The 17,255-nt window shown below is 53.6% G+C and carries 17 protein-coding genes; 4 read left to right on the top strand and 13 right to left on the bottom strand.

All coding sequences use genetic code 11. The features are described from left to right. Window positions 1–149 precede the first annotated feature (149 nt). Window positions 150–1,556, top strand: coding sequence for an FAD-binding oxidoreductase (locus AB9F27_RS05965; RefSeq protein WP_369757603.1), 1,407 nt, complete (start codon window positions 150–152; stop codon window positions 1,554–1,556). On the opposite strand, the gene hemC is transcribed toward AB9F27_RS05965, so the two are convergent. Then, window positions 1,553–2,500 (bottom strand): hydroxymethylbilane synthase, encoded by a 948-nt coding sequence (gene hemC / locus AB9F27_RS05960; protein WP_369757602.1) that lies wholly within the window; start codon window positions 2,498–2,500, stop codon window positions 1,553–1,555. The two genes, AB9F27_RS05965 and hemC, sit on opposite strands and share 4 nt — an antisense overlap. Before the next feature lie 113 nt (window positions 2,501–2,613). Here hemC and hemE point away from each other — a divergent pair, with 113 nt between their 5' ends. Beyond that, window positions 2,614–3,645 (top strand): uroporphyrinogen decarboxylase, encoded by a 1,032-nt coding sequence (gene hemE, locus AB9F27_RS05955; RefSeq protein ID WP_335583704.1) that lies wholly within the window; start codon window positions 2,614–2,616, stop codon window positions 3,643–3,645. Here hemE and hemF read toward each other — a convergent pair. The 4 genes from hemF to clpS are packed head-to-tail and all read right to left on the bottom strand — an operon-like array spanning window position 3,642 to window position 6,733. Continuing rightward, window positions 3,642–4,535 (bottom strand): oxygen-dependent coproporphyrinogen oxidase, encoded by an 894-nt coding sequence (hemF, locus tag AB9F27_RS05950; RefSeq protein WP_335583705.1) that lies wholly within the window; start codon window positions 4,533–4,535, stop codon window positions 3,642–3,644. The two genes, hemE and hemF, sit on opposite strands and share 4 nt — an antisense overlap. 11 nt (window positions 4,536–4,546) lie before the next feature. After that, entirely contained in the window at window positions 4,547–5,353 is an 807-nt protein-coding gene (locus tag AB9F27_RS05945) for an SDR family oxidoreductase (RefSeq protein ID WP_335583706.1), read from the bottom strand. A gap of 38 nt (window positions 5,354–5,391) precedes the next feature. After that, window positions 5,392–6,396, bottom strand: a complete 1,005-nt coding sequence (locus tag AB9F27_RS05940; protein WP_335583707.1) for a methyltransferase — start codon at window positions 6,394–6,396, stop codon at window positions 5,392–5,394. A gap of 16 nt (window positions 6,397–6,412) precedes the next feature. Beyond that, complete coding sequence (clpS, locus tag AB9F27_RS05935; protein ID WP_039001901.1) at window positions 6,413–6,733, bottom strand: ATP-dependent Clp protease adapter ClpS; 321 nt, start codon at window positions 6,731–6,733, stop codon at window positions 6,413–6,415. A 119-nt stretch (window positions 6,734–6,852) separates the two neighbouring features. Between clpS and AB9F27_RS05930 the strand changes: the two genes are divergently transcribed. Both AB9F27_RS05930 and AB9F27_RS05925 read left to right on the top strand, forming a co-directional pair. After that, the gene (locus AB9F27_RS05930; protein ID WP_335583708.1) at window positions 6,853–7,557 is read left to right on the top strand and encodes an HAD family hydrolase; all 705 of its coding nucleotides are present in this window, start codon (window positions 6,853–6,855) and stop codon (window positions 7,555–7,557) included. A gap of 263 nt (window positions 7,558–7,820) precedes the next feature. After that, complete coding sequence (locus tag AB9F27_RS05925; RefSeq protein ID WP_039002014.1) at window positions 7,821–9,206, top strand: D-alanyl-D-alanine carboxypeptidase family protein; 1,386 nt, start codon at window positions 7,821–7,823, stop codon at window positions 9,204–9,206. Here AB9F27_RS05925 and ccoS read toward each other — a convergent pair. The 8 genes from ccoS to ccoN all read right to left on the bottom strand — a co-directional run bounded on the left by ccoS (window position 9,203) and on the right by ccoN (window position 17,153). Continuing rightward, window positions 9,203–9,361 carry a cbb3-type cytochrome oxidase assembly protein CcoS gene (gene ccoS, locus AB9F27_RS05920; RefSeq protein ID WP_039001899.1) on the bottom strand — a complete coding sequence of 53 codons (159 nt, stop codon included), beginning with the start codon at window positions 9,359–9,361 and terminating at the stop codon, window positions 9,203–9,205. The genes AB9F27_RS05925 and ccoS overlap by 4 nt on opposite strands. A 3-nt stretch (window positions 9,362–9,364) precedes the next feature. Beyond that, window positions 9,365–11,563 (bottom strand): heavy metal translocating P-type ATPase, encoded by a 2,199-nt coding sequence (locus tag AB9F27_RS05915; RefSeq protein WP_335583709.1) that lies wholly within the window; start codon window positions 11,561–11,563, stop codon window positions 9,365–9,367. Then, window positions 11,563–12,024, bottom strand: a complete 462-nt coding sequence (locus AB9F27_RS05910; RefSeq protein ID WP_039001897.1) for a FixH family protein — start codon at window positions 12,022–12,024, stop codon at window positions 11,563–11,565. The genes AB9F27_RS05915 and AB9F27_RS05910 overlap by 1 nt, the downstream gene beginning before the upstream one ends. After that, window positions 12,021–13,463, bottom strand: coding sequence for a cytochrome c oxidase accessory protein CcoG (gene ccoG, locus AB9F27_RS05905; RefSeq protein WP_335583710.1), 1,443 nt, complete (start codon window positions 13,461–13,463; stop codon window positions 12,021–12,023). Before ccoG ends, AB9F27_RS05910 begins: the two co-directional genes overlap by 4 nt. 271 nt (window positions 13,464–13,734) lie before the next feature. Then, the gene (gene ccoP / locus AB9F27_RS05900) at window positions 13,735–14,595 is read right to left on the bottom strand and encodes a cytochrome-c oxidase, cbb3-type subunit III (protein ID WP_335583711.1); all 861 of its coding nucleotides are present in this window, start codon (window positions 14,593–14,595) and stop codon (window positions 13,735–13,737) included. 2 nt (window positions 14,596–14,597) lie between these two features. After that, window positions 14,598–14,810 (bottom strand): CcoQ/FixQ family Cbb3-type cytochrome c oxidase assembly chaperone, encoded by a 213-nt coding sequence (locus tag AB9F27_RS05895; protein ID WP_039001894.1) that lies wholly within the window; start codon window positions 14,808–14,810, stop codon window positions 14,598–14,600. A gap of 11 nt (window positions 14,811–14,821) precedes the next feature. Further along, complete coding sequence (gene ccoO / locus AB9F27_RS05890; RefSeq protein ID WP_335583712.1) at window positions 14,822–15,547, bottom strand: cytochrome-c oxidase, cbb3-type subunit II; 726 nt, start codon at window positions 15,545–15,547, stop codon at window positions 14,822–14,824. A gap of 13 nt (window positions 15,548–15,560) precedes the next feature. Continuing rightward, window positions 15,561–17,153: a cytochrome-c oxidase, cbb3-type subunit I gene (gene ccoN / locus AB9F27_RS05885; RefSeq protein WP_335583713.1), complete on the bottom strand. Its 1,593-nt coding sequence runs from the start codon at window positions 17,151–17,153 to the stop codon at window positions 15,561–15,563. Between the last annotated feature and the right edge of the window lie 102 nt (window positions 17,154–17,255).

The raw sequence follows: 17,255 nt of genomic DNA, 5'->3' as shown, positions 1-17,255 counted from the left end.
ATTCCCCCACAGACACAACTTTCTGAATCAAACGACTATGCAGGTGTTTCAAAAAAAATGCCAGTCGTCGGAAAGCTTTCCATACCGAATTGTTCACTGGCACTTCCTGCCATTTTGCGAGACAATCACATTCAAAATTGGGAATTTTAATGAACATTATTGCGGAACTTTCTAATCTACTTGGCGAAAAGCACGTTCTGACAGGAGCAGACGTCTTAGCTTATTCAACAGATTGGACGGGAAAATACACGTCTAATCCGCTCGCTGTTGTCCGGCCCCTAGACACTCAGCAAGTCAGTGAAATCGTCAAACTGGCAGCTGCGAATCGCATCTCGATCGTTCCAATCGGTGGAAACACCGGACTTACTGGCGCAACTATGGCCGATGGAGCCATCTTACTCTCTCTTGGTCGGCTTAATACAATACGCGAAATACGACCAGAAGCGCGCATCGCCATTGTCGAAGCGGGTGTCATTCTCTCAAACCTTCATACAGCAGCCGCAGAATTCGGTTTAAGCTTCCCCCTCACATTTGGCGCGCGTGGGTCAGCAATGATTGGCGGAAATTTGGCCACCAATGCTGGCGGCTCAAACGTACTGCGCTATGGAAATACACGTGCGCTGTGTTTGGGGCTAGAAGTGGTGCTTCCGTCCGGTGAAATCATGGACCTGATGAGAGAGCTTCATAAGGACAACGCCGGTTATGATTTGCGCGATCTCTTTATTGGAGCCGAAGGGACGCTTGGAATCATCACTGCCGCAGTTTTGAAACTCGTGCCAAAACCAGCGGCATATGGCACAGCAATGGTCGCACTCGCATCCCTTTCTCCCGCGTTGGACTTGCTCAACAAGCTGCAAATATCCACTGGTGGCGCGGTTGAAGCGTTTGAATTTATGCCGGCAAGCTATATGGAACTCCACGCCAAACTTTTCCCCAACGCGCGCGCACCGTTCGAGAAAATCCACCCCGTTAACATTTTGGTCGAAATCGGCGCGACCGCACCACGCGACACAGTGCCAAATGAAATCGGCGAAATCCCGATTGTGGACCTGCTGGAAACTGCGCTAGCTAAGATGATTGAGACTGGCGAAATTCTTGATGCCACGGTTGCACAGAATGAAACACAGCGCATAGAAATGTGGCACCGTCGCGAACAAGCAGCCGACCTCGCGTTTCACAAAAAGCCGTTTGTGAACTGCGATATTTCCGTTCCGCTGGACAAAGTCGAAGTTTTTATTTTGGAATTTGAAAACCGACTAGCGCTCATCGATCCCACAGCGACGACCCTTTATGTCAGTCATCTCGGCGACGGAAACGTCCATCCTACAATTTGGCCAAGCTCTGCGTCACCCGAACTAGAAGAACGCATTATTGAAATCCTCGAAGATGTGGTTTCTGACTTGCGCGGCAGTTTTTCTGCTGAACATGGGATCGGCGTTTCAAAGCTCGGGTCAATGGCGCGCAAGAAAGACGCGACGGCCCTTACGACCATGCGGGCGATTAAATCTGCGCTGGACCCCCTCGGGATTATGAACCCTGGGAAAATTTTGCCCTAGTGCATCCAGTCAAAAAAATCTTCTGGCGCGCGGGCGCGTAAACGGTTCGCGAGCGTCAAACCCATTTCGGCACCGGTTGAAATGGGGCCAGAAATTTCATCTGCGAGGCTCTCGCTTCCGTCTGGGCGGATAATTTCGCCCCTTAGACGCAACGTATCACCGGAGATTTCCGCCAATCCCGCAATCGGAGTCTCGCAGGATCCATCGAGTGCCGCCAAAAATGCACGCTCGGCGGCCAAGCGCTGGCCGGTCGGGATGTCGTGAATGGCTGCGAGCATCTCGCTTGACCGCGCGTCGTCGGCCCTTTGCTCAATGCCGATCGCACCTTGCGCCACGGCCGGAAGCATCTCGGACACCTCAATCGCGCTCGCGACAACATGTGTCATACCCAGCCGATTAAGACCCGCCATCGCCAAAAACGTACAGGAGGCCACCCCTTCGGAAAGCTTTTTCAGCCGCGTTTGCACATTGCCACGGAATTCGATTACGTCCAAATCAGGCCGTACTTTTTTGAGTTGTGCATGTCGGCGCATACTCGATGTCCCCACGACCGCGCCAAGGGGCAAATCGGCCAATCGCGCGACCGTCGGCGAAATAAACGCGTCACGCACATCTTCACGCGGTAAATATGTCGAAAGAACCAACCCTTCGGGCTGCTCCACGGGCATGTCCTTCATGGAATGCACTGCAATATCGATGGATTTGTCGAGCAAGGCCTCTTCAATTTCCTTGGTAAACAGGCCCTTACCGCCAATTTCCCGCAAAGCGCGATCCTGCACACGGTCGCCGGTGGTTTTGATGGCCACAATATTAAATGCCGCCTCAGGCAAATCAAATGCTGCCATCAAACGCGCCCGCGTTTCATAGGCTTGAGCAAGTGCAAGCGGAGAGCCACGGGTGCCGATATTCAGCGGTGCGTCGGGAGTGGGTAAAGTTGTTTTCATGCCCCGTGTTTACGCGCGGCAAATGCGCCTGACAATGCGTCAGTTGGCCTCTCTACCTTGACAACGCGGCCACGACACGAAAAGTGTTGCGTGAAAATCTATAGGGGCACGAAATGGCTGAACAGAAAAAACTATTGCGCGCATTAGCGGGTGAAACACTCGATGTGCCCCCCGTTTGGATGATGCGTCAGGCGGGGCGATATTTGCCTGAATATCGCGCCACTCGCGCTCAAGCAGGAGACTTTTTGTCGCTCTGTTACAATCCAGAACTAGCCGCGGAAGTTACCCTACAGCCCATCCGTCGCTATGGCTTTGATGCCGCCATCGTTTTTGCTGATATCCTGTTATTGCCGCAAGCCTTAGGCGCAGATGTTTGGTTCGTTACGGGCGAAGGACCGCGCCTTTCAACGGTCACATCCGCAAGCGACTTCAATAAGTTGACCGGTATTGATGGCATTCACGAGACGCTCAACCCAATCTATGAAACGTTGAAAATCCTCAAATCCGAACTTCCCAAAGAGACCGCCCTCATTGGTTTCGCCGGAGCCCCTTGGACCGTCGCGACCTATATGATCGCAGGGCGCGGCACCCCCGATCAAGGCCCCGCACACGCGCTAAAATCTACCGATCGTGAGACTTTTCAAAACCTGATCGACCTCATCACTGAAGGCACGATTTCCTACCTTTCGGCCCAAATCGAAGCGGGCGCCGAAGTCGTCAAACTGTTCGACAGCTGGGCCGGTTCGCTCAAAGGGGCCGACTTCAATGATTTCGCCCTCGCACCAACCAAACGCATTATTTCGCAACTCAAGGCACGCTTTCCACACATCCCCGTCATTGCCTTCCCACGGGAAGCGGGCGACGCCTACGTGGGATTCGCCAAAGCGACGGGCGCGGACTGCCTTGCAATCGACACCAAAGTTGACCTTGCTTGGGCCGCGAAAGAATTGCAAAAAGATGGGTGCGTTCAAGGCAACCTTGATCCAAAACTCATGGTTGAAGGCGGGGATCGCTTGATTTCAGAAACTAAGCGGATCAAGGAAGCCCTGTCCAACGGGCCCCATATCTTCAACCTCGGTCATGGCATCACGCCCGATGCGGACCCCGCAAATGTGGACGTTATGCTCAAAGCCCTACGCGGCTAAATCCATTTCGCCAGCGGTGGAAGACTCATCAACACGGCCTCGGGATCATGACCACTCTCGAGGCCGAATTTCGTTCCGCGATCATAAACTAAATTATATTCCGCATAGAGGCCGCGATGTACGAGCTGCGCGTCTTTGTCGGCTTCCGACCATGGCGTATTGCGACGCCGTTCGGTGATCGGAAGGAAAGCCGCTAGGAATGCGCGTCCAACATCCTGAATGAAGGCAAAATCAACGGCCCAGTCACCCGTGTTGTGATCATCAAGGAAAATGCCACCCACGCCACGCGCGCGCTTGCGGTGTGGAATATAGAAATACTCGTCAGCCCACTCTTTGAATTTCGGGTAGTATTGCGCGTCGTGGCGATCGCAATGTGTTTTTTGCACCGCGTGAAAATCGGCCGTGTCCTGTTCGTATTCAAGGCAAGGGTTGAGGTCGGAACCGCCGCCAAACCACCAGCCGTGTGGCGTCCAGAACATGCGGGTATTCATATGAACGGCTGGCGCGTGTGGGTTTTGCATATGCGCAACAAGGCTTATTCCAGAGGCCCAAAACCGTGGGTCATCTGCCATTCCAGCAAGCCCCTTACGCGCGGCCATCGCCCTTTGGGCACCCTCGCCAAGCTCGCCGTAAACCGTTGAAATATTGACACCCACTTTTTCAAATACGCGGCCACCGCGCATCACACTCATCAGTCCACCACCCGCATCACTGCCATCTGCGGACGTGCGTGAAGTCTCGCGCAACTCAAACCGACCTGCGGGAAACGGCGAAGTGGGCCCTTCAGTTTGGCTATCTTCGAGCGCTTCAAAAGCGGCACAAATCTCGTTTCGCAACGTCCCAAACCAGTTCGAAGCTTGAGCCTTCTGGGTGTCCATCTTATCTGTCATTTTAAGTCTTTCTAGTGAGCGAGCGCCGCGACGGGGTCGAGCAACGTACGTCCACCATCGATTGTCACGATCTGACCGGTCATAAAGCCACTCGCATCACTGGCTAAAAACTGCACGGACTCGGCAACTTCACTTGCACTTGCGATCCGCCCCAGAGGCGTATGGCGCGTGATGTTTTCGCGTAAACTCGCATCCTCTTTGAGGGCATGCTTCAAACTCGCGCTCATTACGCTCCCAAAAGCCACCGAGTTCACGCGAATACGGCTCGGGGCCATTGCAACGGCAAAGGATCGGGTCATTTGATCCAAGGCTGCTGTGCTCACAGAAAGCGCCATTAAATTGGGGTTGGAGCGTTGTGCCGCAATGGACGATAGGTTCACAATCGACCCGATGCATCCCTCGCTTTGGCCGTCGTCCTCGGCCTGTTTGATCATCCGTTTGGCGACCGCTTGGCTTACCCGCAAAGGCGTCATCAGGTTCTGATCAAGCAGCTTGCTCACCCCATCCGAGAGAGGGTTGAGCGGATCGGAGACAACAACTTGCCGGCTGCAATTCACAAGGATATCGACGCGATCAAAGGCGGATATCGTCGCGGAAAGAAGGTTGGCAATTGTGAGGCGTTTGCGCAAATCCCCTGCGAAGTAACGCACGGGACCGTCATCAAGGGGGCCATCTAGTTCATTTTGCAGGCGTTTTTCGTCCATGTCTGCAAACATGACATTGGCGCCTTTTGCCACGAAATGGCGCCCGATTGCCAATCCGACCCCGTTTGCTGCCCCAGTGATGATCGCCGTCTTGCCTGATATCGAAAAAGACATTCCCTAACCTCATTTTTATCGCCAAACGGAAGTTTAGATCACGAAGGCGCGCGAGTTTTTTGTACCGGTTGCGTTGCGTGGAACACTTTAAATTTATTGTCCCCAGAAACTTCAGTCACAACACGAAAGACCTCTTTTAAATGTGCTTCATAGGGCAAATGCCGGTTCGCGACGACCCAGAGATCACCACGCGGCTTTAAGAAGCGGCCAGCCGCCGATAGGAACGCCTTCCCGATATTGGGGTCGCCGACCCGCGAGGTATGAAACGGGGGGTTCATCACAATCGAGTCAAATGCGGGCAACGCCTTATAGCGCGTCACGTCCGCCCAATGAAATTCCGCGCGGGGGTCGGTAATATTCTCACGTGCACACGTAATTGCGGCAAAATCCGCTTCAACCAGATGCACGGTTTTTACAGTTTCGCGCTTGAGGATTTCACCCGTTAGCCAGCCCCAACCGGCTCCGAAATCACCCACGACTTCACCGAGTTTCGGCGGAAGTGCTGCGGCCAAAATCGCGGACCCAGGATCAATGCCATCCGCCGAGAATACACCCGGGCGCGTCACAAACCCTGGAGCGGCAAGTTGCGCCTCTTTTGGGGCAGCCCAATCTTCAAAACTAGTTCCTGCTGGGAACCAGAAGATTTTTCCATGCGATTTTGAGATAGCAGCAGAGCAATCGGCCCTTTGGCGACACGCTTTAAACATGCCGTCGATGCCGTCGGTTTTCTGGCCATCAACCACAACAATCCCATCCGGACAAAACGCATTTGCCATAGCAATTGCGTCTCGTGCCTCGGCTTTCGCGCGCGGCAAGAAAACAACCGCCATCGAGAATGTGCCCTCTGCTTCTGTTAGGACTGTGAAGCCCGCGTTTGCAAGCGCATCAAAATCGGGTTTAAACCCTTGGACCGCAATAACACGTTCACGGGGCAGCGCGGAAAGATCACTGTCGGGGCCCGCGTTGAGAACAAGAATTCTACCGTCTTCGGGAAGGGTAAGAGCGGCACCAGAAAGCGCAAGAGAGAGGCGAAGATTTTGCATAATTCGGGCCGCGGCCCTATTCCTTTTCCATCGTGCACTGCAACGGGTGTTGCTTTTGACGTGCGGCATCCATGACCTGAGACACTTTTGTTTCCGCCACTTCATGCGAGAAAACACCGACAACGGCAATGCCCTTTTTATGGACCGTCAGCATCAGATCAAACGCCTGTTGATGCGACACGCCAAAAAACCGCTCCAATACAAAAATTACGAACTCCATGGGCGTATAGTCATCGTTAAGGATCAACACCTTATACATAGGAGGCTTCGCCGTCTTGGTGACGGTTTTTGTGATAACACCCGCTTCGTTGTCTGGCGGATCATCTTTGTCAGACATCCTAGCGGGGGAGGTATTTTCGATTGACGTCACACAAGTATCCACTTCTTTTGTGACAGGAACATATAAGTTCGTTGGAGCTTATGTAAGGGGGGGCGAAGGGTTAGGTGGAGAGATTTATGCGAAAAATATCAACAATTGGGTTTGATGCGGATGACACGCTTTGGCAAAACGAGGCCTTTTTTCGCCTAACTCAAGACAAATTCGCCGTATTGTTGCAAGATTTCACACAGGCGGATCACCTCGCAGAGCGCCTTCTTGCAGCGGAACGCCGCAATCTTGGCCATTATGGATTTGGGGTGAAAGGGTTTATCCTTTCGATGATTGAAACCGCCATTGAAGTGACCGACGCGCGGGTTTCAGCAACTGTTATTCAAGAATTGTTAGACGCTGGTCAGGACATGCTTAAGCACCCCATTCACTTGTTGCCCCATGTCGAATCCACACTCGAGATGCTGGCGCCGGATCACAAAATTCTTCTGATTACCAAAGGAGACCTTCTGGATCAGGAACGTAAATTGGCCCAATCCGGTTTGGGAGAGTTTTTTGATGGAGTGGAAGTTCTATCAGACAAAAATGAAACCTCTTACCGTGGTGTTTTCGCGCGACACAATCTTAATCCAAATGAAGTGTTGATGGTCGGAAACTCCCTAAAGTCCGATATTATACCCGTCCTCGCCACAGGGGCGCGTGCCGTGTATGTACCGCACGGAATGACTTGGGAATTAGAGCACGCCACCATGCCCGTGGCCAGTGAGCGACTGGCTGAAATCCCCGACTTGTCACATCTTGGCGCTGCATTGAGCGCGTTCAACAATTCCTAACCAGACGTACCAACTCCTACATGTAGAGGAAGTCGCCGACGTAGGTACAAAATATTGAATGCAACACTTTCAAACTTAACGACTTTTTCCCAAAATTGGGTGTTTTCTGAATGAATCGGCTGTGCTAACGTTCCTGTAACAAAACAATGTCAGTCGGAAAATCGACGGCACGAGGCAGTTATAAAAAGGCGGGCGACGTGAAAACACGTCTAGGGCGGTACGTCCAATATAGATCGATTCTGATCGCGTTTATTTGCGCCACCATGTTTGGTGCGACCATGGCGCGTGCAGCCCCTTATGCCGCATATGTGATGGATGCGCGAACGGGTGAAGTCCTGCATTCCAGCAATGCTGATACGCGACTACATCCCGCTTCTTTGACAAAAATGATGACCCTATACGTGGTGTTTGAGGCGGTAGAGAACGGCGAAATTTCCCTCGACACCAAAGTTTTGATCTCAAAGAAAGCGGCAAGTGAACAGCCATCAAAGCTCGGCTTAAAATCAGGGCAACGTATTGAACTTAGATATCTGATTCGAGCCGCGGCGGTCAAATCAGCCAACGATGCCGCAACGGCCCTTGGCGAAGCCATTTCAGGAAGTGAAGCCGCCTTTGCCCGCAGGATGAACCGCACAGCAAAAGCCATGGGGATGACCAAAACAACCTTTAAAAACGCACATGGCCTCACCGAATCTGGACATCTTTCGACAGCCAGCGATATGTCCAAGCTTGGGCGGCACGTCTTTTACGACTATCCAGCATATTACAACCTATTTTCGCGTATTTCGGCGGATGCGGGTGTTGCAACCGTCAACCATACAAACCGCCGCTTTTTGAAAGCCTACAAAGGGGCCGACGGAATCAAAACGGGGTACACGAACGCGGCCGGTTTCAATTTGGTCGCCTCTGCTGAACGTGGTAACGTTCGCATTATTACCACTGTTTTCGGCGGGCGCTCCACGGCATCTCGCAACGCAAAAGTTGCGGAACTCATGGACCTAGGCTTTCGACGCGCCCCCAAGACAGCCTCTATACGTAAGCCAAAACGCCCAGCATATGTTGGCAATGACGGCAGTGGTGCCGCCATGGCCGCAGCAACAAACACTGGTTCCAAAACAATCCGCATAGTGACCGCCGTAAACACAAGCCTACGCCCCATACCGCGTCCGACGGTTGTCATGACCGAGCAAGTGCCAATGGATGCAATTGCGGCCTCTCTCCAAGACACGATTGAAGATGCGTTACGTGAGGCACAAGACGTAAAGTTTGATGAAGTTTCGCGTGCACCGCAAGCGCGACCAGAAGCTTTTGACACGCCTTCCGAGACCATCGTTTTGGCCGCAGTAACGCCAGAAGTCCACATCGCGCAAGAAACTCCCATCGTGGTGACACGTGTTTCAAATTCCACAGACCGATACTGGGGTGTCACGGTTGGGACATTCAATACCCGCTACCAAGCGGAGCGTGCGTTGCTCAAGACTGCACTCCGCGAAATGGCGACTTTAGATGGCACCGTGCGTAAGGCGCAGAGTTCCAGCCAAGGTTTCAAAGCAAATTTCACGGGAATGTCTAAGGATGCCGCAGAACTCGCCTGCCGCCGCTTATCCGCCCGTAGCACCCCCTGTGAAGTCATTACACCGGCATCTTAGGGGCGAGGTTCATCGTCCCAATCGTCGCTTAATATCCGTGCGCTGTCACCTTTAGGGTCTTCAAATTGCCCCCGCCGCAGCGCCCAAAAAAACGCACCCAGACCCAAGGCTCCAAGGCCAAGCGAAATCGGGATGAGGTAGGCGATAATCTGCATGTTTTACCTTAGGCGCAATGCGTTGAGGGATACGGTAATCGAACTTGCCGACATGGCGAGGGCTGCAGCAAGGGGGGTCGCCAATCCTGCAACGGCGATCGGCACGGCGATCACATTATACAGTGTCGCAATGCGGAAGTTTTCGCGAATGCGTTTGGTCGCGTTTTGGGCTGTTTTAAGCGCGTCAGGAAGCACGGAAAGATCATTCCCCAGCAGCACAACATCCGACGCAACACGCGCGGCATCAAGGGCGGTCGCGGGCGACATCGACACATGAGCGGCGGCAAGCGCGGCCGTGTCATTGAGGCCATCTCCGACCATCAAAACGTGATGGGATTCGGACAGTGCGTTCACGTAATCCGCTTTTTGCGCAGGCAGCACCCCTGCACTATAGGTCGGAATGTTCAGCGTTTGCGCGAGCGTGCGCACAGAGGCTTCGGTGTCCCCCGACAGAAGATGAACTTCGATTCCCCTCGATAAAAGCTCCCGCACAGCTTCTTCAGCACCCATTCGAAGGGTATCTTCGAAACCAAACGACACTGCGGCAGAAGCGCCAACTTTGAGGTAAGTAGATGGGCCAGTGGCCCCCGACGTATCAGCCCCGAGCCAATCGCCGCGCCCAAGACGAACCGGCAAGTCGTTCCACATCCCCTCAAGCCCATAACCCGGCTTTTCGACAATATCTATGACAAGCTGCGCGTTTGGAACATCCGATCCCGCTCCCATCTGCGCCAAGGCCCGTGCGAGGGGATGGCTTGATCCCTTCGCGAGGGCGCCGGCAATCTCCAAATCCAACTCCGAGTGTTCAGTGCTCGCCAAAATCGGGGTGCCTGTCGTTAGCGTGCCTGTTTTGTCAAAGACAACGCAATCCACTTGAGCGAGGCGTTCTAGGGCGGTCTCGTGCTTGATGAGCATTCCGCGCTTAAAAAGCCGCCCCGAGGCTGCCGTTGTGACCGCAGGGACCGCGAGTCCAAGGGCGCAGGGGCATGTGATAATCAAAACGGCAGCAGCCACATTGATCGCTTGGCGCATGTCGCGTGTAAAGAAATACCAGCCGATAAAAGAGGCCAATGCAAGGATATGCACACCAGGCGCATAGAGCTTGGCCGCCTGATCGGCGAGGGATGTATAGCGACTACGACCACTTTCGGCGATGGCCACAAGGTCGGCCATTTGATGGAGCGAACTATCGCGGCCAATGGCCGTGGCCCGAATGACTAACGGCCCTGTGAGGTTCACTTCGCCCGCACTAATCTGATACCCGGGGGCGGCAAATATCGGCAAAGTTTCCCCCGTCAGAAGCGAGCGATCAATCTCGCTTTCGCCCGTTAGGATCACCCCGTCCACCGGCATCCGCGATCCTGGGCGCACCAAAACATGATCCCCGACGGCTAGGGCTGCCAACGGCACCACCTCCTCTGTCGGCCCCCCGGTGCTTCCATCGCTCAAGCGGATCGCGCGAGGGACCTCCAGCGCGGCAAGCTCTTCGGCCGCCGAGCGCGCCACCGCACGTGTGCGGTGGTCAAGGTAACGTCCCGCGAGTAGGAAGCAGGTTAGCGTGAGGGCCGCGTCAAAATAGGCGTATTCCCCCGAATGCATCGTCTCATACAGGGATGTGCCTAGCGCCAGCGCAATAGCGAGGGCAATCGGCACATCCATATTCATCCGCCCCTTTGACAGCGCCGAAAAGGCACTCGCAAAGAAAGGCTGTGCCGCGAAACCAACCGCAGGAAACGCAATGGCCGCGGAAATCCAGTGGAACATATCGCGCGTGGGCCCCTCGGCCCCCGACCAAACGGCAACCGACAAGAGCATCACATTCATCGACGCAAAAAACGCAACCGCGAGGCGCATCAAAAGTGCGCGGCCCGCCGTGTCGGTTTGCGTCGCGGCAATGGTATCGGCATCTAGCTCATGCGCTTCAAAGCCGATTCCGTCCAAGACAGAAATCAACGCCTCGGCATCAACCTCCGGCTCAGCTTCAACTCGCACACGTTTGAGCGTCAGGTTGACCCGCGCATTTGTCACGCCTTTGGTTGCCAAAAGTCCCCGCTCAACAGCCGAAATACAAGCGGCGCAATGGACCGTCGGAAGCGAGAGCATAATTGGTTCATGCTGGCCTGTCGCGGCCTGAACCCGCGCAGCAAGAGCTTCGGCCGCTGGCGCCGCCGCACATGCAGGACAGGCAGCCATAGAGCTCATTACTTCGTTTTCACATGGATGACGACACGTTGTTCAAACGGTGTTCCATCCACAGAAACGGCCTGCATGCGGAAATTCCAGTTGCCGACATCAAGCTCAGCAGGCGTGCTAAAAACACCGTTGGCATAGGTGAAACTGGGCAGAGTATCCGCGCGATCATGGGTCGCACGTCCTAAGATGCCCGAGATCTGTTGTGCCTCAACGGGTGTGCCCGCTTCGTCCGTTATGGCAATCTCCAAAACGCCATCGGCGTACGTCGGTACAACGGTCCATCCAAGTGCAAGTTGCGTCTTGAGTTTGTCGTTGAACTGTTGGCTGGCCACATAGGAGTTTTTCACCTCAAGCCCCGGGAAGGTACTCACCGCATAATAGGCCATCGTGAGATTCACCCCGATAACAATTGCAAACGCCCCTGAGACAAAGAAAAAGACTTGCCGACCTGTGATTGGTTTACTGCTCATTTTCCGTTCCCATTAAAAATCGTGTCCTTGTAGGCGCGATCGAGTGTTTCGGTATCTTCAATCCAAATCCTTACCGGCGTGCTATCGGTTTTTGCGGCGGCCGAGCCGGATGGGGCGACGATGTGAACCCGCTGCATGAAGGTCTCGTCGGGGTTCACCATGACCACATTATTTTCGCGATCGTCAACTTGCACAGTTAAGTCGGCGTCGGAGGTGATAGACACCTGAAAGCCGCGCTCATCGCCAAGTTTATTGCGCAACCTTACTTCGTATGTGTTGCGAATAGAACCGTCCGAAAGCGTTACATACGTCGGATTGCGCACGGGCGAGATCACGAAATCGATATCACTGCGAATAAAGAGCGCAAACATAAGGCCGAACCCAACCAGCGACCAAAGCACGGAATAAAGGATCGTGCGCGGACGCAGGATATGCTTCCAGAGCGAACGCGGCGGTTTGCCCGCCATTTCTGCGATTTCATCCGTGAGGGCCATATAATCGATCAACCCACGCGGCTTGCCGATCCGGTCCATAACCTCGTCGCAGGCATCAATGCACAACGCACAGGTGATACATTCAAGCTGTTGTCCGTCGCGAATATCGATGCCAACGGGGCACACATTCACGCAGGCCATACAGTCGATACAGTCGCCCTGCGGCGCCACATCAACGTCCGGTTCGAGCGCAGCTTTTTGCAATTTGCCACGAGGTTCGCCGCGCCAGTGACGATAAGCCACCATGAGCGTGTCTTCGTCGGTCATCGCTGCCTGAATACGTGGCCATGGGCACATATAAATGCAAATCTGTTCACGCATAAATCCGCCAAAAACGAAGGTCGTGAGCGTCAGGATAGCGATTGTTGTATAGGCAATCGGATGCGCGGTGCCATGCAATAAATTCACGGCCAACGTGGGTGCATCCGTGAAGTAGAAGACCCAAGCGCCCCCTGTCGCGACCGCGATGAGGAGCCAAACGGCCCATTTCGTCAACCGAAGACGTACCTTGCGCGCATCCCACTTAGCATTCCAGAGGCGCACACGGGCGTTTCGGTCACCGTCAATCCAACGTTCCACCAGAATGAACAAATCCGTCCAAACCGTTTGGGGACAAGCATATCCACACCAGACACGGCCCAGCGCGGACGTAAACAAAAACAACCCAAGCCCGGCCATAATCAACAGACCCGCGATGAAATAAAACTCATGCGGCCAGATTTCGATCCAGAAGAAAAAGAAGCGGCGATGGGCCAAATCAATCAGCACGGCTTGGTCAGAAAGACTCGCTCCGCGGTCCCAACGCACCCAAGGGAGCAAATAGTAAATCCCAAGCGTAACCGCCATAATCCACCACTTCAGGTTCCGAAAGACACCCGAAACGCGGCGTGGAAAAATTGGCTCATGGGCCGCATAGAGTTTTGGTGGTGTGTCTGACGCGCTCATTTACGCCTCCTTGGGCCTATAGTGAACTGCACTAATGGTGGAAATCACCGCGCGGTTCTTTGATGTGTATCAAAGTTTCACACAAACGCGAAATTGTCCCTGCGACCAATTCGAAATCAGGCAGGCTGTGCGCCTTGGTCGCAGTGCAAAACGCAAAAACGGCAAGACCCCGAAGGAGCTTGCCGCCTTTGTTTTGGTACTGCGCCCTAAGAAACGCGCGAACAGGACAGGACGTCAGCACCATACTAAGGACTCGCGCCCTCAGAACTTGTTATTCGCCACCGCCAAGACCGTGGACATAGATCGCAACGGCGCGAATATCTGATTCGCTCAAACGTACATTCCATGCCGGCATCACGCCAAAGCGGCTGTAGGTAACGGTTTCCATGATCGTTTCGCGATCACCTCCGTAGAGCCAGATTGCATCCGCAAGATTCGGCGCGCCTTGACTTTTGTCACCTAGAGCCTCGTCACCGTGACAGGCAGCGCAATTATCTGCAAAAATGGTCGCCCCAGCGAGCGCCATCGTTTGATCGGCGGCATCATCTGAAAGCGAGAGAACGAATTCCGTAACTTGTGCGATTTCTTCTTCTTCAAGAATGTCGCCAAAAGCTGGCATCTCTGAGTAACGCGCATCGTCGTTGGTTTCGTTGCGAACACCGACGGTGATTGTTTCATTGATCGCTTCGATCTCGCCCCCCCAAAGCCAGTCATTGTCGAGCAAGTTGGGGAAGCCAACAGCCCCCGCAGCACCCGACCCGTGACATTGCGAACACCACGTTGCAAAAACCGCCCGTCCATTTGCATTGGCAAAATGGAGAAGTTCGGGATTATTGGCCACTTCGCTCAAATCCGCAGCCACCAACTCTTCGCGCAGATCAGCATTGGCAGCCTTGAAATACGCAATATCTTCGGCCACTTCGGCGCGGGTTGAGTATCCAAGCACCCCCCGTGTCGCCCCGTTGATCAAGGGCCACGCGGGATAGGCGATGGAGTAGCCAATACCCCATATGATGCAGGCATAAAGCGTCCAGAGCCACCAACGCGGCAAAGGATTGTTGAATTCTTCAATCCCATCCCAACTGTGGCCTGTTGTTTCCGGATCTTGTTTTTTCACAGGTTTCTTTGACATGGCTACGCCTCCTCACTTTCGTCTCTGGGCGCCTTTGAGGCCTTTGGGGCCACATCGGGTGCGGGGTGGTCTTCATGTTCAAATGGGATATTTGCCGTCTCTTTATAAATCTTTTTGCTTCCCGGCCGGAAAACCCAAAGGAACACCCCCAAGAAGAAAGCGAACATAAGGAGCAATACCCAGCTGTCGGCAAGCTGACGCAAGAATGTATACATGATGCGCCCTCCTAGCGGTCTGGGTCGGGCGTGAAGGTTGAAAAATCAACCAATGTCCCGAGCATTTGAAGATACGCCACCAGCGCATCGGTTTCCGAAATACCCTCTTGGCCATCGAAGTTGCGCACCTGCGCTTTTGGATAGCGTTCGAGCATATCGTCATAGTCGCTGTCTGGATCCGCTTGCGCCATAAAGTCAGCTTGGGCGTTGTCCAACATTTCTTCCGTATAAGGGACGCCGACCATTTTATGCGCCTGAAGCAAATCGCCGATGTATTTACCATCGATCAAATTATCCTCAAGGAAGCCGTATTTTGGCATGATTGACTCGGGCACCACGGATTGTGGATTGTTGAGGTGCGCGATGTGCCACTCGTCCGAATAGCGGCCACCAACACGCGCAAGGTCTGGACCCGTGCGTTTTGAACCCCATTGGAACGGGTGGTCATACATGCTTTCGGCCGCCAGACTATAGTGACCATAACGCTCGACCTCGTCGCGCATCGGGCGGATCATCTGGCTGTGACAGACGTAACACCCTTCGCGCACATAGATTTCGCGCCCCGTCAATTCGAGCGGAGAATAAGGACGCATGCCCTCAACGTCTTCGATCGTATTTTGGATGTAAAACAGTGGCGCGATTTCTACGATCCCCCCGATGGAGACAACCAAAAGGCTGCCGACCAACAGGAGAGTCGCATTTTTCTCAATGACTTTGTGTTTGTCGAGAATTCCCATATCTGAACCCTCCTTATTCTGCGGCGACCATCGCGGGGGCCTTTTCAGGGGCCCGCACAACAGTCATCCAGAGGTTATACGCCATGATCAATGCGCCAGAGAGGAACAGAACTCCGCCCAAACCGCGTACGACCAACATTGGGAATTTCGGGCCAAGCGTGTCAGCGAATGCCCAAACAAGGAACCCTTGTGAGTCAACCTCGCGCCACATCAGACCTTCCATAATTCCGGTGACCCACATGGAGGCCGCATAGAAAACGATACCGATTGTGGCCAGCCAGAAGTGCCAATTCACAAGCTTGAGTGAATAAAGGCGCTCTTTGTTCCACAGACGTGGGAAGAGATAATACATCGCACCAAAGGTGATCATACCGTTCCAACCAAGCGCACCAGAGTGCACGTGACCAATGGTCCAGTCTGTATAGTGGCTGAGCGAGTTGACCGATTTGATCGACATCATCGGCCCCTCGAAGGTGGACATACCATAGAAGCCAATCGAGACGACCATCATCCGAATGATCGGATCGGTGCGCAACTTATCCCATGCGCCCGAAAGCGTCATCAGACCGTTGATCATCCCACCCCAGCTTGGCATCCAGAGAATAATCGAGAACACCATACCAAGCGTCGTCGCCCAGTCAGGCAGTGCGGTATAGTGAAGGTGGTGTGGCCCCGCCCAGATATAAAGGAAAATCAGCGCCCAAAAGTGGATGATCGACAGCTTGTAGGAATACACTGGACGTTCGGCTTGCTTAGGCACGAAGTAGTACATCATTCCCAAGAAACCCGCCGTGAGGAAGAAGCCCACTGCGTTATGGCCGTACCACCACTGCGTCATCGCATCCTGAACCCCAGAGAAGAGCTGCACCGAGCGTGACCCAAAGATCGACACCGGAAGGCTGAGGTTGTTGACGATATGTAGCATCGCCACGGTAACAATGAACGAAAGGTAGAACCAGTTGGCCACATAGATGTGCTTTTCTTTGCGCTTCATAATGGTGCCCATGAAAACCAGTAAATAGGCGACCCAAACAATCGTTAGCCATATATCGACGTACCATTCAGGTTCGGCGTATTCTTTGGACTGTGTTGACCCGAGCAGATACCCCGTCGCAGCAAGAACGATAAAGAGGTTGTAACCCCAGAATACAAACCACGCGAGATTGCCGCCCCAAAGGCGCACCGCAGAGGTACGTTGAACAACATAAAAGCTGGTACAGATCAGTGCGTTACCACCAAAGGCAAAAATAACCGCCGAGGTATGCAAAGGACGAAGTCGCCCAAAATTGGCATACCCTTCGGCCCACTCAAAGTTCAGGACAGGGAAAGCCAGCTGGAACGCGATAAACGTCCCTACTAAAAACCCAACAATGCCCCACGCCACAGTGGCAACCGCCCCCGCGCGAATGACATCGTCCATATATCCAGTTGGAGCTGCCTTTTTGGGCTCCCCTGTTTGGCGCAATGTCCAAACAAAAAGCCCAGCAGACACAGCCATAACCAATAAGGCGTGCACCTGATAAGCTAAATCTCTTGCGTAATTTGCAGCAATGGCGGCGAAAACCGCCACCAATGCAAGCAAGAGCAGCTTAAAATAATCCCACATTTTTTGTCCCTTCGTCCATTCCCGTCGTGATTCTAATCACGCGAGTGCGTTCTTATAATTTTTTAGGTAACTTTTCAGACTAATACCGCGCTTTGATCCATG

Origin of the sequence: Falsihalocynthiibacter sp. CO-5D18 (assembly GCF_041205445.1) — a bacterium.
Classification (GTDB): domain Bacteria; phylum Pseudomonadota; class Alphaproteobacteria; order Rhodobacterales; family Rhodobacteraceae; genus Falsihalocynthiibacter; species Falsihalocynthiibacter arcticus.
The sequence above is the reverse complement of the archived record's forward strand: the minus strand, read 5'-3'. Positions and strand labels throughout refer to the sequence as shown.

Excerpts from the sequence above, each read along its gene's own strand:
- AB9F27_RS05965 (WP_369757603.1), top strand. The coding sequence starts at position 150 with ATGAACATTATTGCGGAACTTTCTAATCTACTTGGCGAAAAGCACGTT.
- hemC (WP_369757602.1), bottom strand. The coding sequence starts at position 2,500 with ATGAAAACAACTTTACCCACTCCCGACGCACCGCTGAATATCGGCACC.
- hemE (WP_335583704.1), top strand. The coding sequence starts at position 2,614 with ATGGCTGAACAGAAAAAACTATTGCGCGCATTAGCGGGTGAAACACTC.
- hemF (WP_335583705.1), bottom strand. The coding sequence starts at position 4,535 with ATGACAGATAAGATGGACACCCAGAAGGCTCAAGCTTCGAACTGGTTT.
- AB9F27_RS05945 (WP_335583706.1), bottom strand. The coding sequence starts at position 5,353 with ATGTCTTTTTCGATATCAGGCAAGACGGCGATCATCACTGGGGCAGCA.
- AB9F27_RS05940 (WP_335583707.1), bottom strand. The coding sequence starts at position 6,396 with ATGCAAAATCTTCGCCTCTCTCTTGCGCTTTCTGGTGCCGCTCTTACC.
- clpS (WP_039001901.1), bottom strand. The coding sequence starts at position 6,733 with ATGTCTGACAAAGATGATCCGCCAGACAACGAAGCGGGTGTTATCACA.
- AB9F27_RS05930 (WP_335583708.1), top strand. The coding sequence starts at position 6,853 with ATGCGAAAAATATCAACAATTGGGTTTGATGCGGATGACACGCTTTGG.
- AB9F27_RS05925 (WP_039002014.1), top strand. The coding sequence starts at position 7,821 with ATGTTTGGTGCGACCATGGCGCGTGCAGCCCCTTATGCCGCATATGTG.
- ccoS (WP_039001899.1), bottom strand. The coding sequence starts at position 9,361 with ATGCAGATTATCGCCTACCTCATCCCGATTTCGCTTGGCCTTGGAGCC.
- AB9F27_RS05915 (WP_335583709.1), bottom strand. The coding sequence starts at position 11,563 with ATGAGCTCTATGGCTGCCTGTCCTGCATGTGCGGCGGCGCCAGCGGCC.
- AB9F27_RS05910 (WP_039001897.1), bottom strand. The coding sequence starts at position 12,024 with ATGAGCAGTAAACCAATCACAGGTCGGCAAGTCTTTTTCTTTGTCTCA.
- ccoG (WP_335583710.1), bottom strand. The coding sequence starts at position 13,463 with ATGAGCGCGTCAGACACACCACCAAAACTCTATGCGGCCCATGAGCCA.
- ccoP (WP_335583711.1), bottom strand. The coding sequence starts at position 14,595 with ATGTCAAAGAAACCTGTGAAAAAACAAGATCCGGAAACAACAGGCCAC.
- AB9F27_RS05895 (WP_039001894.1), bottom strand. The coding sequence starts at position 14,810 with ATGTATACATTCTTGCGTCAGCTTGCCGACAGCTGGGTATTGCTCCTT.
- ccoO (WP_335583712.1), bottom strand. The coding sequence starts at position 15,547 with ATGGGAATTCTCGACAAACACAAAGTCATTGAGAAAAATGCGACTCTC.
- ccoN (WP_335583713.1), bottom strand. The coding sequence starts at position 17,153 with ATGTGGGATTATTTTAAGCTGCTCTTGCTTGCATTGGTGGCGGTTTTC.